The sequence below is a fragment of the Terriglobia bacterium genome, assembly GCA_020072565.1.
Lineage (GTDB): Bacteria > Acidobacteriota > UBA6911 > UBA6911 > UBA6911 > JAFNAG01.
In genome coordinates this window covers 98,438-112,455 of the sequence record JAIQGI010000001.1, presented here as the reverse complement: position 1 = coordinate 112,455, position 14,018 = coordinate 98,438, and the positions used below count along the sequence as shown (strand labels likewise).

The 14,018-nt window shown below is 58.0% G+C and carries 15 protein-coding genes; 6 read left to right on the top strand and 9 right to left on the bottom strand.

Annotated features, from left to right (window positions below; genetic code table 11):
- The first annotated feature begins 107 nt into the window (after window positions 1–107).
- On the top strand, window positions 108–1,382 hold the full coding sequence (gene serS / locus LAP85_00495; protein ID MBZ5494853.1) for a serine--tRNA ligase: 1,275 nt from the start codon (window positions 108–110) through the stop codon (window positions 1,380–1,382).
- Here the strand turns inward: serS and LAP85_00490 are convergent.
- Window positions 1,346–2,134 (bottom strand): hypothetical protein, encoded by a 789-nt coding sequence (locus LAP85_00490; protein ID MBZ5494852.1) that lies wholly within the window; start codon window positions 2,132–2,134, stop codon window positions 1,346–1,348. The genes serS and LAP85_00490 overlap by 37 nt on opposite strands.
- A 181-nt stretch (window positions 2,135–2,315) precedes the next feature.
- On the opposite strand from LAP85_00490, the gene LAP85_00485 reads away from it, so the two are divergent.
- Both LAP85_00485 and LAP85_00480 read left to right on the top strand, forming a co-directional pair.
- Window positions 2,316–3,062 carry a CPBP family intramembrane metalloprotease gene (locus tag LAP85_00485; protein ID MBZ5494851.1) on the top strand — a complete coding sequence of 249 codons (747 nt, stop codon included), beginning with the start codon at window positions 2,316–2,318 and terminating at the stop codon, window positions 3,060–3,062.
- Window positions 3,063–3,186: 124 nt separating this feature from the next.
- Complete coding sequence (locus tag LAP85_00480) at window positions 3,187–4,605, top strand: DnaJ domain-containing protein (protein ID MBZ5494850.1); 1,419 nt, start codon at window positions 3,187–3,189, stop codon at window positions 4,603–4,605.
- Between the two features lie 44 nt (window positions 4,606–4,649).
- Here LAP85_00480 and rnc read toward each other — a convergent pair whose 3' ends face one another.
- From rnc to nrdR, 8 genes are all read right to left on the bottom strand, one after another.
- The gene (gene rnc / locus LAP85_00475) at window positions 4,650–5,384 is read right to left on the bottom strand and encodes a ribonuclease III (protein MBZ5494849.1); all 735 of its coding nucleotides are present in this window, start codon (window positions 5,382–5,384) and stop codon (window positions 4,650–4,652) included.
- A 24-nt stretch (window positions 5,385–5,408) separates the two neighbouring features.
- A complete protein-coding gene (locus tag LAP85_00470; protein MBZ5494848.1) occupies window positions 5,409–6,254 on the bottom strand; it encodes a hypothetical protein in 846 nt (281 codons plus the stop codon).
- A 78-nt stretch (window positions 6,255–6,332) separates the two neighbouring features.
- On the bottom strand, window positions 6,333–6,839 hold the full coding sequence (locus LAP85_00465) for a DUF2062 domain-containing protein (GenBank protein MBZ5494847.1): 507 nt from the start codon (window positions 6,837–6,839) through the stop codon (window positions 6,333–6,335).
- Between the two features lie 93 nt (window positions 6,840–6,932).
- Window positions 6,933–7,109, bottom strand: coding sequence for a hypothetical protein (locus LAP85_00460; protein MBZ5494846.1), 177 nt, complete (start codon window positions 7,107–7,109; stop codon window positions 6,933–6,935).
- Between the two features lie 95 nt (window positions 7,110–7,204).
- The gene (thiL, locus tag LAP85_00455) at window positions 7,205–8,215 is read right to left on the bottom strand and encodes a thiamine-phosphate kinase (protein MBZ5494845.1); all 1,011 of its coding nucleotides are present in this window, start codon (window positions 8,213–8,215) and stop codon (window positions 7,205–7,207) included.
- Window positions 8,216–8,249: 34 nt separating this feature from the next.
- Complete coding sequence (gene lon / locus LAP85_00450) at window positions 8,250–10,595, bottom strand: endopeptidase La (protein MBZ5494844.1); 2,346 nt, start codon at window positions 10,593–10,595, stop codon at window positions 8,250–8,252.
- A gap of 165 nt (window positions 10,596–10,760) precedes the next feature.
- The gene (locus LAP85_00445) at window positions 10,761–11,219 is read right to left on the bottom strand and encodes an Hsp20/alpha crystallin family protein (GenBank protein ID MBZ5494843.1); all 459 of its coding nucleotides are present in this window, start codon (window positions 11,217–11,219) and stop codon (window positions 10,761–10,763) included.
- Window positions 11,220–11,280: 61 nt separating this feature from the next.
- On the bottom strand, window positions 11,281–11,742 hold the full coding sequence (nrdR, locus tag LAP85_00440; protein ID MBZ5494842.1) for a transcriptional regulator NrdR: 462 nt from the start codon (window positions 11,740–11,742) through the stop codon (window positions 11,281–11,283).
- Between the two features lie 390 nt (window positions 11,743–12,132).
- Here nrdR and LAP85_00435 point away from each other — a divergent pair, with 390 nt between their 5' ends.
- The 3 genes from LAP85_00435 to LAP85_00425 are packed head-to-tail and all read left to right on the top strand — an operon-like array spanning window position 12,133 to window position 14,018.
- Entirely contained in the window at window positions 12,133–12,711 is a 579-nt protein-coding gene (locus LAP85_00435; protein ID MBZ5494841.1) for a sigma-70 family RNA polymerase sigma factor, read from the top strand.
- Window positions 12,712–12,720: 9 nt separating this feature from the next.
- A complete protein-coding gene (locus tag LAP85_00430) occupies window positions 12,721–13,347 on the top strand; it encodes a zf-HC2 domain-containing protein (protein ID MBZ5494840.1) in 627 nt (208 codons plus the stop codon).
- Between the two features lie 35 nt (window positions 13,348–13,382).
- Entirely contained in the window at window positions 13,383–14,018 is a 636-nt protein-coding gene (locus tag LAP85_00425; protein MBZ5494839.1) for a DUF5668 domain-containing protein, read from the top strand.

Sequence of the window (14,018 nt, the reverse complement as noted above, 5' to 3'; positions counted from 1 at the left end):
GGGCGCGCAAAAGGCCTTTTCATACGTTCCTTTCCCGGCATCCTGGCGTCTTGGCGGTTGCTTTTGTTTTCAATGGTTTGTTAACCTTCGCTCCGGGGGAAAGAATCATGCTGGACAAGAATTTCGTGCGCGAAAACCTGCAATCGGTCCGGGAGCGCCTGTCGGCCCGCGGCGGCGACTTCCCGCTGGAAGAGTTGGTCGCGGTGGACGCGGAGTGGCGCGGGATTCTCTTGCGCATCGAGGATCTGCGGCGCCAGCGTAATGAGGCCTCCGAGCAGATCGGCAAGTTGAAGCGGGAGGGGCGGGATACCGCCGCCGAGCAGGCGCGCGTCAAGGAAAGCGGTGCTGAGATCAAGTCGCTGGAAGATCAGGCACGATCGTTGGAAGAGCGTTTGAATTCCGTGTTGCACACCATCCCCAACCTGCCGCATGCCTCAGTCCCCACCGGCCACGATGAGAATGACAACCTGGAGGTGCGGCGTTGGGGCACCCCACCCGAGTTCGATTTCACGCCCCTCGATCACGTCGATCTCGGCTCGAAGCTGGGCATCCTGGATCTGGATCGCGCCGCAAAGATCGCAGGAGCTCGCTTCTCGCTGCTGCTGGGAACGGGAGCGCAATTGGAGCGTGCGCTCATCAACTTCATGCTCGAAGTGCACACTCGCGCGCACGGTTACCGGGAAGTCTGTCCGCCGTTCATGGTTAACTCGGCCAGCCTTTTCGGCACGGGAAATCTGCCCAAGTTTGCTCAGGATCTGTTCAAGATCGAAGGCACGGACTACTATCTCATCCCCACCGCGGAGGTGCCCGTCACCAACATCTACCAGGGCGAGGTTCTCGATGGCTCCACGCTGCCGCACAAGTTCGTATCCTATACGCCGTGTTTCCGAAGTGAGGCCGGCTCCTACGGCAAGGACACGCGCGGGCTGATACGACAGCATCAGTTCGACAAAGTCGAGCTGGTGAAATTTGCTCACCCGTCACGCTCCTACGACGAGCTGGAGTCGCTCACGCGCGATGCCGAGGAGATCCTGCAGCGCCTGGGCCTTCACTACCGGGTGGTCGTTTTGTGCACCGCCGACATGGGCTTTTCGAGCGCGAAAACCTACGATATCGAAGTCTGGCTCCCCAGCCAGAACCGGTTCCGCGAAATTTCATCCTGCAGCAATTTCGAGGCCTTTCAGGCTCGCCGCGCCAACATCCGCTTCCGGGACGAGACCGGCAAGCGCCAGTTCGTGCACACGCTGAATGGGTCAGGCCTGGCAATCGGCAGGACCTGGCTGGCGATCCTGGAAAACTGCCAGCAGCAGGATGGTTCGGTCGTGATCCCCGAAGCTCTGCGCCCCTATATGAACGGAATGGCAAGAATCGGAAGGGATTGACGAAGGACGAGCATTAAAGCAATCCCGCAGTCCCGGGTGCTTTCCCATCGCCAATCATCATTATCATTCTCGCGCTTGACAGCCTCGGCGGGAATCGTGAGGGGGCGATCAAGCACGATTTCCATCGCCGTACCCCTCTTTACCTCCAGGTCCGTGCCCCGACCCGCAAGGAGTCCCACAGCGGCGCCGATGCCCGCGCCTATGGCGGCGCCCCGCCCGCCATCTACCATGGCCCCAATGCCCGCAGCGGTCAGGGTCGGAGCCGCGATCTTGGCAGCATCCTTCCCCTTGGAGCTCCCAGCCGCGATGGTTCCTTCGGCGCGCGTTCCCGCGTTCCCTTCCTGGCCCACACTTGCTAAGGACGCAACAATCGGCAGGTCAATAGTGCCCGGGAGACGAAGGGAGCTGAAGAGGAGATTCATCATGGCCTTGCCTTTGAATCGGCCAGGGCGAACCACGCGCGAAATACACCCAGAAACAATGCTTCCCTTGGGAATCACAATGCGATCATTCAGGGAAACAGGCGCGACAACAGTGGCGGTAAATGTGTCCCCTTCGCTGTTAAGCTTGGTGCTCAGATAATCATTGAGCGCCAGGCTGATCCGGGTTCCTTCGGGAAGGATCAGTTCCGTTCCTGTCTGGGCGAGAGCCGTGCTCGTAAGCAATAGAGCCACCAGGATTAACCATCGCCTTCCCAACTTTCCCACAGCCAACCTCCCGGAGGCGTAAGTCACGCGACCTCTAAACCTCACAGATGCGGTTTCCTCTCAGAGGGTTCAGACTGATCCCCCGAAACTTTGTTCGGGAAACCGGTCAAAGTCGACCCTGATATTATAACGGTAATCCACCAATACTTACAACTGTTTGAATATAAAAGAGATTCAACTTGTCTTAGGCTTGACTGTCTGTAGCCCAACTGTTAGGGTCTTGACGATGAATACGAACGAGGATCTCCAGGTTGCGCCTCACTCTGCGCCTTCAAAGAGCTGGGTGGATCGGATTCAGGCCCTGTTCGAAGTGCTGCTGCTGGCCGGCCTGGTTTCGGGGTTGCTCGCTGAGCTGCCGTTCGCCGTCAGCGCCCTCGGGCTGGAGCGCCTGCTGGGCAATATCCGCCTGATGTCGGCATACTTGTTGCTGGAAGCGGCTATCTCGTTCCTCTTTCTGTTCCTGGTAATGAGAGCACACGGTGAGACGCTCCAGGGATTCGGCCTGTCTTGGGTGCGCTGGCGATCCAACGTGCTCATCGGCTTGGCGATTGTTCCCGTGCTGTTTGTCCTGAACATTGTTGTTTCGACAATCTTCCAGGCCTTCTTCCCCCAGTATTTTCAGGAACGCAACCCGCTCATGGAGCTGATACGCTCTCCCCAGGACCTGATTATTCTCATCGGGACTGCCCTGATTGCCGGGGGCGTCAAGGAGGAACTCCAACGCGCCTTTATCCTGAGGCGTTTCCAGGTTTATCTGGGTGGGGCCAATCTCGGGCTGATACTTTGGAGTGTCGCTTTCGGCCTCGGACACTCCCTACAGGGAACGCAGGGAATGTTCGTTGCCGGGCTGTTCGGAATGATCTTTGGCATTGTCTATCTGGCGCGCAACAGTCTGGTCGCGCCGATAGTGGCACACGGCGCCTACGACACCATCGCCCTGCTCGGCTACTGGATGTTCACTGCGCACAAGTAGACTTTCCTGCCATGCCAGCCGATATGTAGGTTGGCGTGTTTCGAAAATCGAACCTCAAGGACCTCCGGGACCAAAAAAGTCGGGGAAAGTCTCTCAGCGGTCTTTGCGTTCTCCGAGAATTGCCGTGTTCCATCTGAAGCTCGTAGAAACCTTGCTGGAACTGCACAGAACGCAGCGCAGCTGCGTGGTGCGGCTCGAACGCGGCACCACAAAAAAGCAGCTGGTGTTCTCCCGCGGAGCCCTCATCTTTGCCGAAAGCAACCTTGCGCAGGAGCATCTGGCCCAGGTATTGATGAAGTTGAACCTGCTCCCCCGGAAGGATCTGCACAAGGTCTCCTCATTGATGAGGAGCGGAAAGAGCTGCGACGAGGCGGTCGTTCTCACCACCGGTCTCGATGACAAACGGCTGGCAGAAGGAGTGCACGAGCAGGCAGTGATGATCCTGGCCTCATTGTTTGCCTGGTCGGCATGCGACCTCCGGCTTTTTGACGGGGACGGATTGATTCGCCGGCGCTGTCGGTTGGCACTGCCGGTGCCGCAAGCGCTGGTCGAGGCTGCCCGACGGTCGGTCAAAGATCGCAGCGTCCCGCCCTCCTGCCAATTGGGATCAGGGCTGATCAACACTGATCCTGCCGCCGGCGCGCGCGCGAGCTTCCCGCTGAATGGGGCGGAAGCATACGCCTATGCACAGGTAGAGGGGGCGACTCCCATTTCGCATCTTCTCCCGATGCTTCCGCCGGGCGAAGCCAAGCCGGAGGAATTGCTTCAACGTCTGCTCCTCCTGGGTCTGCTGCGGCTGGAAGCCGCGATGCCGGAACGGTCTTCTTCGGCAGGCGGCGCGCAGCAGGAACAGCTCTCCGAACAGGTGGACGAGTTGTTGCGCCGCTTCGAGGTAGCGAACCTCTATGAGATCCTCTCGCTTCCCAGCGATGCACGTGAGGCCGACATTAAGACGGCTTATCATGAAATGGCCCGGCTCTATCATCCCGATCGCTTCGAATCCAAGGAATACAGCTCCGATTTCCGCACCCGCGTGGAGAAGCTCTTCACTTACATCACGGGGGCCTACACGACGCTCAGCGATACGGTCGCGCGGGCAAATTACGATGAGACGCGCATGAAAAAGGAAAGCCAGGTGGAAGCGACCCTTCAGGGTCGCGCCGCGGTGGATTCTGACAAGGAAAAGATGGCTGAAACCCTCTTCCGCGCCGGGCGCACTTCCCTGAAGAACAGGGAGTTCGAGAAAGCCGTGAGCCAGCTCCGGGAGTGTGTGTGGCTGCGCCCAGACACGGCCCGTTACCATCATCTCCTGGGCGTGGCTCAGGTCGAAATCGCCGCCCTCCGGAAGGAGGCCGAACAGCATTTGCTCAAAGCCATTGAACTGGAGCACATGAATCCGGACACCTATCTGCAACTCGGGAAGCTCTATCTGAAGGTGAACCTGCCCAAGCGGGCGGAAGCGCAGTTCCTGGAAGTACTGCACTGGGATCCTGAAAACTCAGAAGCCCTGAATATGCTGCAGGCGCTCGACAAGAACAAATAAGACGAACTCATGAGTGATGAGTGTGATTCTCTTGAACTCAATACTCATGACTCATCACCCATGACCACTTTCAGATTTTCGAGCGCCATCCGCGCCGCCTCTTGCTGCGCTTCCTTTTTGGTGCGCCCGGAAGAGCGCGCGACGACATCGTGGCCGACGACCACCTCGATGACGAAAACCTTCCTGTGATCCGGCCCGATTTCATCGACGACCTGATAAACCGGCTCAGGCCTGCCCATGTTGTGAAGTTGTTCCTGGAGGGCGGATTTGAAGTCGCCATAGGTCAACTGGTGCAAGTCCAGTGCAAGAAGAATATTCCCTATTTGCCGCTCCAGAAAGCCTGCGGCAGCCTCGACGCCGCCATCCAGGTAAATGGCGCCAAGAAGCGCTTCATAGGCGTCCACGAGGATCGCCCGCTTATTGCGCCCCCCGGTTTTCTCCTCGCCCCGGCTGAGGAGGAGGAACTCGCCCAGGCGGATTTTTTCAGCAAGGTGCACCAGATTTGCGGCGCTCACCAGGTAAGCCTTGATCTTGCTGAGTTCGCCTTCGCTGGAATCGGGAAAACGGTCGAAGATCCGCGCGCTGATCACGAATCCGAGCACCGCATCGCCCAGAAACTCCAAGGATTCGTTGTGACGGAGCCCCTGGCCTTCCTGCTCATTGACGAAGGATCGGTGCGTCAGGGCGCGCTGGAGAAGTGACTTGTCCTGGAATGGACGACCCAGGAGGTCTTCGAGCTCAGTGAGGGACTCTGCTGCGGATGCCGCGTCTTCAGTCATTTCGCTCATCCAGACCTCGCCTGCTCAGGAAAGGCCGAGTTCGGCCTTGGCTTTGGCAATGACCTGCTCCAGACCAATCAGCGACTGATTGTGCTGGCTCTTGTAGATTCCCTCGAGAAGACTGCGAGCGCTCGCCATGACGATACCATTGACAGCCACGGCCCTGGCGAGGTTCGACTCCGCATTCGGATAGTCATTGAGGATTGCGTAGGTGAAGCCGAGGCCGTAGAACGCGAAATCGTCGGCCGGGTGATAGCCGAGCGCCCGGTCAAACCATGGGATTGCCTCCGCGGATTCGCTCTTCCTGAAGGCAGCCTCCAGACTAGCCTGCGCTCGCCGCAGGTGAACGAATCCCAGCGTTGTGCAGTTGCTCGACATCAGCATTTTCTTGCCTTCTGCCCACTGCTGGTCCGTCATGTGAGTGGGCTTCTCCGCAGCGTCAACCAACTCCAGAGCGCGCTTCGCCATATCCTCTGCTTGCCCTACCCGGTCGCGTTGCACATAAACGCTGCCCAGCTCGGTCAGGAGCGTATAGTTCTGGGGCCAGAGCGCCAAGGACTTATCGCCGTATTCGGCCATCATCTCTATATTGTTTGATTGCCGCCCGAGGTAAACACCATCCTGAAAAACATAGGCAAGCAGCCCGGAGTCGGGGTAGTCGACGACAAACTTGTCAATCAGAGCCTTTTTCTGGGCGGGATCGACTTCATTATGCATCTGGTTGTAGGCGTCAAGCTCCGGCTGCGACCCAGCCTGGCCCAGCCTCAGCTTTTCTGGCGCAGTTTCCGTCGCTTTCTGCGGTTCCTTTATCTGCGCTCCCACGGGAAAGGAACTGCAGCAGAGGAGAACAGCCCCGAACCAGACCATCATTGTTTGTCGCATTGTGCCTATTTTACCCGGCGCACAGGGCTTTTAAAAGCTCCGAGCTTGTCGGGCACGATCAGGGCATCAACAAGAAGAGGGGAACTCGGCGGGATTCTCACGGGCGGGTTGCCAACCCAGCGCAGCCCTGGCCCGCTTGATCGCATAGAGAGCCAGCGGATAGGAGAGCCCGGCGCCCAGTACCGCGAGGATTGTGGAGCCGAGCGCCAACGGCATGAGCAGCCGCCAGTGGTGTCCCAGCTGCACCCAGAAGTTGCCGTGCCAGAGCTGTGACCAGTGAAAGAATCGCAGCGACTCCCCCTTGGGAAATCCGATCAAATGGCCCCCGAAATAGGTGGCGATCGTATAGTAAGGCACGATGGTCCATGGATTGTTGACAAACAATCCAACCAAAACGGCGACGCGGTTCAACCCAAACAGAAATGCGATCGCAAATGCCAACACGGTGTGCAGGCCCACAAAGGGGGTGAGTGCCAGGAAAACCCCGAGAGCAAATGCCAAAGCCAGGCGCTCGGATGTTTCTTTGAGCGCCAGCATCTTCCGTACATGCCTCTCTATCCGCTTTAAACCCATAAACCTTCACCCTGGCTCAGATTTGATCTACCCTTGGGGAGGACGATTTATTGAAGAAGACTGGCAGGCACTTACCTTGCTTCAAGTCGATCTTCAAAGCTCACTGCTAACGATACCATATTCCCCGTCGGAATAATGGATCAAGTCGATGTCTTTCCCCGCCCACTCCTCGAGTCTGGCCTTGACGAATTCCACCTCCAGGATCCCCTCGTTCAAGGCATTCAGCAGTTCCTGCACCCTGTAATCGGATCCGAAATCGTTTTTTGTCATACCCCCCACCAGCCCGAATCACGTTGTTACTTCAGATGCAGGCAGGCATGAAAAGTTGCTAATCCTCCTTCCGCGACCGAACGCACCTTTTTCGTTCAGCGGCGAAAGTGGTCGAATCCTTCGGGTATGAGTGGGCGCGGAGTAGCGCCCGAGCACGGCGTCCAAACTATACCGGATTTCCGGCGCAAGCGCCCGATGCGGCTGAGTGCTGGGAACCCGGATGGATACGCCTTCTCGAGGTCTTCCGCTTTGCCGGCGGAGACGGCGAAGAGAAGCTCGAAGTCCTCGCCGCCATGGAGCGCAAGTTCCAGAGGATCGCACCGCCACCTGGACGCATCCGGGTAGATTGGGATTTGCTCTCCGAAGATCTCAGCGCCGACGCCGGAGGCCTCGCACAGGCGAGGCAGATCCATCGACAATCCGTCGCTGAGATCCATCATGCAGTGAACAAAGCCGCTGCGTGCCAGCCAGCTACCCACCTCACAGCGGGGATCGGGTGTCCGCTGCGCTTTCAGCGCACTGCGCTCGGAAATGCTCTTGCCTCGAGTATGGCCCCGGAGCAAAAGGGCCAGGCCGGCTGCCGCTTTACCCAGGATCCCCGTTACGAAGAGGACGTCGCCGGGGCGGCCACCGGATCGGTAGATGGGTCTTCGGCGGGACGTCTCACCGATTGCGGTGATCGTGACCTGAATGCCGAGAGGGGAGCGCGAGAGATCCCCGCCGATCAACACCGCGCTGTGCTGGCGGGCAAGCTTGGACATGCCTCGATAATAGGCCCCGATCCATCGTTCCGTCACATCCGTGGGCAGGGCCAGCGCCACCGTAAAGAAGCGCGGCCTGGCGCCCATGGCCGCGAGATCGCTCAAGTTGACGGCCAGGGATTTGTGCCCAAGCTGAGCAGGGGTAAGCCAGCTGCCGCGAAAGTCCACCCCCTCCAGCAGCATGTCCGTGGTGACGATCCAGTACTCTCGTGAGCCCCGCGGGTGCCAAACAGCGGCGTCATCGCCGATCCCTTTGATGAGCGGAGCGCGGTCGGCCCCGAAGCGCCTCCGGAGCAGGCGCACAATGCGGTTCTCGTCCAGCTTTGGGACTGGCTGTTTTGCCACCGGACACCAGTAGACAGCAGGCCGCCGGCTGCTCTCAGACAAAAGCACGTTGCAGCACTTCGGTCAATCGATCCACAAGAATCACCTGGAGGTCCCGCCGCACCTCTTTGGGAATCTCCTCCAGATCCTTTTTATTGGGGCGTGGCAGAATCACGGTGCTGACTTGTTCTCGATGAGCAGCAAGAACTTTCTCCTTGATCCCCCCGACCGGAAGAACGTTTCCACTCAAGGTGATCTCCCCCGTCATGGCAATGGATTTGTTCAGCGGGCGACCGGTGCAAGCGGAAATCAGAGCAGAAGTCAGGGTGACACCGGCCGAGGGTCCATCCTTCGGGATCGAACCCTCCGGAATGTGAATGTGGAAATCATGCGCCGAGAAGAAATCCTGCGGAATACCGTATTTGGCTGCGTGGGCTCGCGTGTAACTCATGGCGGCCTGTGCCGATTCTTTCATCACGTCCCCCATCTGGCCGGTCAGAATCAGCGATCCCTTGCCCGCCATCGCCTGAGCCTCGACGTACAGAATCTCGCCCCCGAACGGAGTCCAGGCGAGGCCGGTCGCAACTCCCACCTGATTGTGCGCCAGGTGCTCACCCGGCAGGATCCGCTGCGAGCCTAAATATCGATGGAGGTTGGCGGTGTTCAGAAGCACGCACTTGCGGTTGCCCATGGCAAACTTCATGGCCACTTTCCTGCAGATCGCCGCGACCTCGCGCTCGAGGTTGCGCAAGCCGGCCTCCCGCGTATAGCCGCGGATCATCCTGACGAGGACGTTGTCCGGGAAAATGACGCCGTCCGGCCCCAGGCCGTGCGCCTCCAGTTGCTTCGGGATCAGGTGCCGCTTCGCGATCTGGAGTTTCTCCGATTCCGTATAGCCCGAAAGCGCGATGATCTCCATGCGGTCACGGAAGGCGGGCTGGATAGTGTCGAGAACATTGGCCGTGGTGACGAACAGCACATCCGAGAGATCGAAGGGAACGCCAAGATAGTTGTCCCGGAACGAATCGTTCTGCTCCGGATCCAGGACCTCCAGCAGGGCGGAGGATGGATCGCCGCGAAAGTCGGCACCGATCTTGTCCACCTCGTCCATCATGAAGACCGGGTTTCTGGTTCCGGCCTGGTGCAGACTCTGGATGATCCGGCCGGGCAATGCCCCCACATAAGTGCGCCGGTGGCCCCGGATTTCGGCTTCGTCGTGCATGCCGCCGAGACTCAGGCGCACAAATTTCCTCCCCAATGCGCGCGCAATCGATTTGCCCAATGAGGTCTTCCCGGTTCCGGGGGGCCCGACAAAACACAGGATCGGCCCCTTGGTGGTTTTTTTGATCTTGCGCACGGCCAGATGTTCGAGGATCCGCTCCTTGATCTTCTCGAGGCCGTAATGGTCCTCGTTCAGGATCTTGCGCGCCTTGCGCAGATTGAGGTTGTCCTCTGTCTGGAAACTCCAGGGCAGGCCGACCATCCAGTCCAGGTAGGTGCGCAGCGTCGCGGTTTCGGCAGACTCGGGATTCATGCGCTCGAGCCTGTGCACCTGGACGTCGAATTCATCGCGCGCTTCCTTGGACATCTTGATCTCATCGGCCTTCTTCAGGTAGCGAGCGACTTCCTCGGCCACCTCGTTTCCTTCACCCAGCTCGCTCTGGATCGCTTTGAGCTGTTGGCGCAGGAAATACTCCCGCTGGCCCTTTTCGATTTCGTCCTTTGCCTGGATGTTGATCTGCTGCTGGACCGTAAGGAGCTCGACCTCGCGGGTGAGCAGCTCATTGATGCGGCGCAGACGCCGCGCCGGATCAAGGATGGAAAGAACAGCCTGGGCATCGTCGATCTTGAGCGTCAGGTTGGATGCGACTAGGTCGGCCAGTCGGCCGGGATCACTCATATTTGAGGAGATGGCAATGATCTCGGGCGCTATGTTTTTCCCAAGCGAGGCCGCCTTTTCCAGGGCTTCTCTGACATTGCGGGTGAGCGCTTCGATCTCGAGACCGGCGGTCTCGGGAGTTACCTCCTCCAGTACCTTCACCTTCGCCTGCAGAAAGGATAAGCCCTCGGCCCAACCCTCCACCCGTGCGCGGGCGACACCCTGGACCAGGACCCGCACACCCTGATCCGGCATCTTGAGCATACGGATCACCATGCCCACGGTCCCGATGTCGTACATCTCCTCCGGCGTCGGGCTCTCTGCCTCCTGATCGCGCTGGGTTAAAAGTAGAATCATGCGATTCTGGGTCAGCGCTTGATCCACGGCGTGAATGGCTTTGTCCAAGGATACCAGCAGCGGCAGGATCATGTACGGAAACGTAACGACATCCCGCAAAGGGAGCACCGGCAGTTGCTCCGGAATCTGGAGCTGCTCGTCCTGCGCGGCACCCGCCTCCTTCATTGGTGAATCTTGCTTTAACCCTGCTGTCGGCATAACCGATTTAAAGTCCTTTCGCCTATTGTCGATCCGGATTCAGTTGGCGAGTTTCACTCCAAAGGGAAAAAGGAGAGAGTTTTCGGTTCCTCCCTTCCTTTAAAGTCGATCTTGCATGCCAGGTCCGGAAACTCAGGTTGTCCCCTTTCTGTTTCCCTGTTGCTTACTCGTAATCGGAATCTCGAAAATCCTGCCCCGCCGATTCTCGATCCTCGGAATCGCGATGGTAAGGATGCCGTCGACCAGGGTGGCACTCGAACGGGCGCCATCCACAACCCAGTCAATGGTGATATGGCGGTCGAACTTTCCATACCTTCTTTCGAGACAATAGTAGGAAATGCGCTCGCGCACGGCCGCGGGTTCGCGTTTCGTGCCCTGGACCCGCAGTAAGTTGCCCTCTATCGTAATCCGGATATCCGCAGGTTCAATGCCCGGCAGCTCCACGCGGACCACGACGGCATCTGCCGTCTCGCAGATGTCGACGTTGGGAATCCAATTGCCTACCTCGAGGCGGCCCAGGATTTCCTCCGCTTCGAGAATCAGGGTGGATCGGACTTGATCGTAGGGGTTTCGCTTGTGCGATTTCGACATGGTTGACCCAGACAGCCGATCGGACAAACGCCCGTATCACGCTCGGATTCGGCGCGCGGGCTCACGACGGCTTTTTTTCAAACAACTCGTTGATTTCGGTCATGAATTCCGCCACATCCTCGAATTCCAGATATACCGAGGCGAAGCGCAGGTAAGCAACCTTATCCAAACGCCTGAGTTCGGAAAGCAGAATTTTGCCGATAGCCACAGTCTCGAGTTCGCGATCGGGACTCTCCTGCACCCGGAGTTCGACCAGATCAACGATTTTTTCGAGCTGCGTAAGGCTGACCGGCCTCTTCTCACAGGCTTTCAGGAGCCCATTCAGAATCTTGCCGCGATCAAACTTCTCCCTTCCGCCGTCCTTCTTTACCACCATGTAAGGAATTTCATCGATCCGTTCATAGCTGGTAAAACGCCGTGAGCACTGCAGACACTGGCGCCGCCGCCGGATCGAATCACCGTCGCGGCTTTCCCGCGAGTCCACCACACGATCCTTCGTATGTCCGCAATAAGGGCATTTCATCGATTCGAACGATCCCCGCTCTCTTTGCAAATCCTTCAAGTTAGCTATTTCAAAGACGTTACAGAAATAAATATGAAAATGCCCAAAAGGTCAAGAAGAAACGGCTGGACGCCTGCCGCAGCAAGCGAACATTTCCGTTTTCTACCCTGGAATCACAGCCCTGTATGTCAGAGCTGGAAGAGAGAAAGAATCCCTTTTTGCGGATGATGTTGCAGAAGCCATTCAGAAATAAGAAAATGTATCTTCTTTTTCCGGAGCCTGATACAGTTCAATCTCTGACCTGATCATTCCATTCTCGCCGTCCGGGCCGCGACTGAAGGCCCTGATCCGATTTATTGAACTTTGCCTCGTCCCCTTTCGTTGATTGGGACAGGAGATAAGGAGTTACGATTGCTCCCGGGCGATGAAAAAACGGTAGAGCGCTGTCTCCAGGGAGATGACGCCGCCTGGGAGACGGTTGTGAATTCGTACGCCAAGCGAATTTACAACCTGACTTATCGTTACACTTGTCGCCGGGACGAGGCGGAGGACTTAACTCAGGAGATATTCATCCGGGTTTATCAAAATCTCAAGAGTTTCCGCTCCGAATCCGGCAGCTTTCAGAGCTGGATCATGAAAGTCGGACGCAACCTGATTATTGATCACTACCGGCGGACAAGGCGCTATCAGCAGACCGCAGGGACCGAGGAAATGGAAAACATGAATCTTTCGGACGACAAGATTCCCAATCCCCAGCGGGGCGTCGAGCAATCGGAAGCTGCCATTTTTCTCAGAGAGGGCCTGCAGGCGCTTTCTCCGGAACTCAAGGAAGCGATCATCCTGCGCGATTTGGAAGGCATGGCCTACCAGGAGATCGCCGAACTGGTGGGGGTCCCGGAAGGCACGATCAAGAGCCGGATCAACCGGGGGCGTTTGGAGCTGGGGAAGCTGCTGACCAAGCGACGGGCGAAAGCAGGAATGCAGGTCTAGGGGGCAGGTATGAAGTGCGGATTAATAGAAGAACGCTTGAGCGAGTACGTCGAGCGCACCTTGCCGCACGAGGAGATGGTGCAGGTGGCAGAGCACCTCCAGGAATGTCACAGTTGCCTGGTCCTGATGGAGGAGATGCGATCCATGCTCGTCACCTGCAGGGCATTTCCATCCTATGAGGTGGATGCGGCGCTGCTCGACCGAATCCTGCTTCGGACCTCAGGGCGGCCACGGACACGCTCCTTTCGCGAACGCCTCAGGACCCACTTCTTGCGGCCCGCCCTGACCCCGCGCTTTGCGATGAGCGCCGGTCTGGGCTTGCTCTTCGTGGCCCTGGCGGTGGATCTGATGGTCCCGCGCGCGAATGTACTTGCCTCCGTTCTCTCGCCCAAAGGGCTGTTGCTCAAAATGGACCGCGGTGTGCAGCAACTCTATAGCGAAGGGCTGAGACTGTACAACGCGAAAAACGAGTGGCAAACCCAATTTTCCTCAATCAAGAACAATGTGTTCGGCACGCTGGGTGACATGATCCAGAAGCTGGATGTGCCGGTCGAAGGCAAGAAGAAACCGGCAGAGCAGAAGCAGCAGGAAAAAAACCCCGGCCAGAAGAGCAGCGTCTGGCTGTTTCCCGCTTAGCCAGGGCAGGCCATCAGCCTGGAAGGAGATGACTCATGAAATGCGCATATCATCCCGCAGTGGAGTCCCAGGAATTCTGCAGTACGTGCAGCAGGGCCCTGTGCGCCGAATGTTCGCATCAGATCAAAGGCAAGGTTTATTGCCAGGATTGTCTCGTGCGCGGCGCGGAGTGGGCGGCTGCCGTCAAGGATCTCCGCATTCCCTCAGATGCGCCCAAACGTGCAGCTGCACTCTCTTTGATCCCCGGCATGGGAGCCGTCTATAACGGCGACTACCAGAAGGCCATCACCCAGTTTGCAGTGTTCGCGGCGCTCACCATCATGGGTGACAATTTCAGCGGGGTGTTCGGATTCGGGGCCTTTGTCTTCCTTATTTACACCATGTTCGATTCCTATCGCATCGCGGAAGCCAGACTTCGGGCACGGATGGAGCAGAAGCCCGTGCCCGAAAGCCCGGGCAAGGACAAGACGGTTGCCGCCTGGGGCATCCTCCTCATCGGCATGGGCATGTTGTTTCTGCTGAAGAACTTTATCCATTACCCTTTCCTCAACCGGCTGTGGCCGCTTGTCTTTATCGGGCTGGGAGCATATTTCGTCTACCGATCTCTGCGCGAACGGGAAGAAGAGTCGTCAGCCAGGAAGACGGCCGCGGTGAGCGAGCATAAGGATTAG

Excerpts from the sequence above, each read along its gene's own strand:
- serS (MBZ5494853.1), top strand. The coding sequence starts at position 108 with ATGCTGGACAAGAATTTCGTGCGCGAAAACCTGCAATCGGTCCGGGAG.
- LAP85_00485 (MBZ5494851.1), top strand. The coding sequence starts at position 2,316 with ATGAATACGAACGAGGATCTCCAGGTTGCGCCTCACTCTGCGCCTTCA.
- rnc (MBZ5494849.1), bottom strand. The coding sequence starts at position 5,384 with ATGACTGAAGACGCGGCATCCGCAGCAGAGTCCCTCACTGAGCTCGAA.
- LAP85_00470 (MBZ5494848.1), bottom strand. The coding sequence starts at position 6,254 with ATGATGGTCTGGTTCGGGGCTGTTCTCCTCTGCTGCAGTTCCTTTCCC.
- LAP85_00465 (MBZ5494847.1), bottom strand. The coding sequence starts at position 6,839 with ATGGGTTTAAAGCGGATAGAGAGGCATGTACGGAAGATGCTGGCGCTC.
- LAP85_00460 (MBZ5494846.1), bottom strand. The coding sequence starts at position 7,109 with ATGACAAAAAACGATTTCGGATCCGATTACAGGGTGCAGGAACTGCTG.
- lon (MBZ5494844.1), bottom strand. The coding sequence starts at position 10,595 with ATGAAGGAGGCGGGTGCCGCGCAGGACGAGCAGCTCCAGATTCCGGAG.
- LAP85_00445 (MBZ5494843.1), bottom strand. The coding sequence starts at position 11,219 with ATGTCGAAATCGCACAAGCGAAACCCCTACGATCAAGTCCGATCCACC.
- nrdR (MBZ5494842.1), bottom strand. The coding sequence starts at position 11,742 with ATGAAATGCCCTTATTGCGGACATACGAAGGATCGTGTGGTGGACTCG.
- LAP85_00430 (MBZ5494840.1), top strand. The coding sequence starts at position 12,721 with ATGAAGTGCGGATTAATAGAAGAACGCTTGAGCGAGTACGTCGAGCGC.
- LAP85_00425 (MBZ5494839.1), top strand. The coding sequence starts at position 13,383 with ATGAAATGCGCATATCATCCCGCAGTGGAGTCCCAGGAATTCTGCAGT.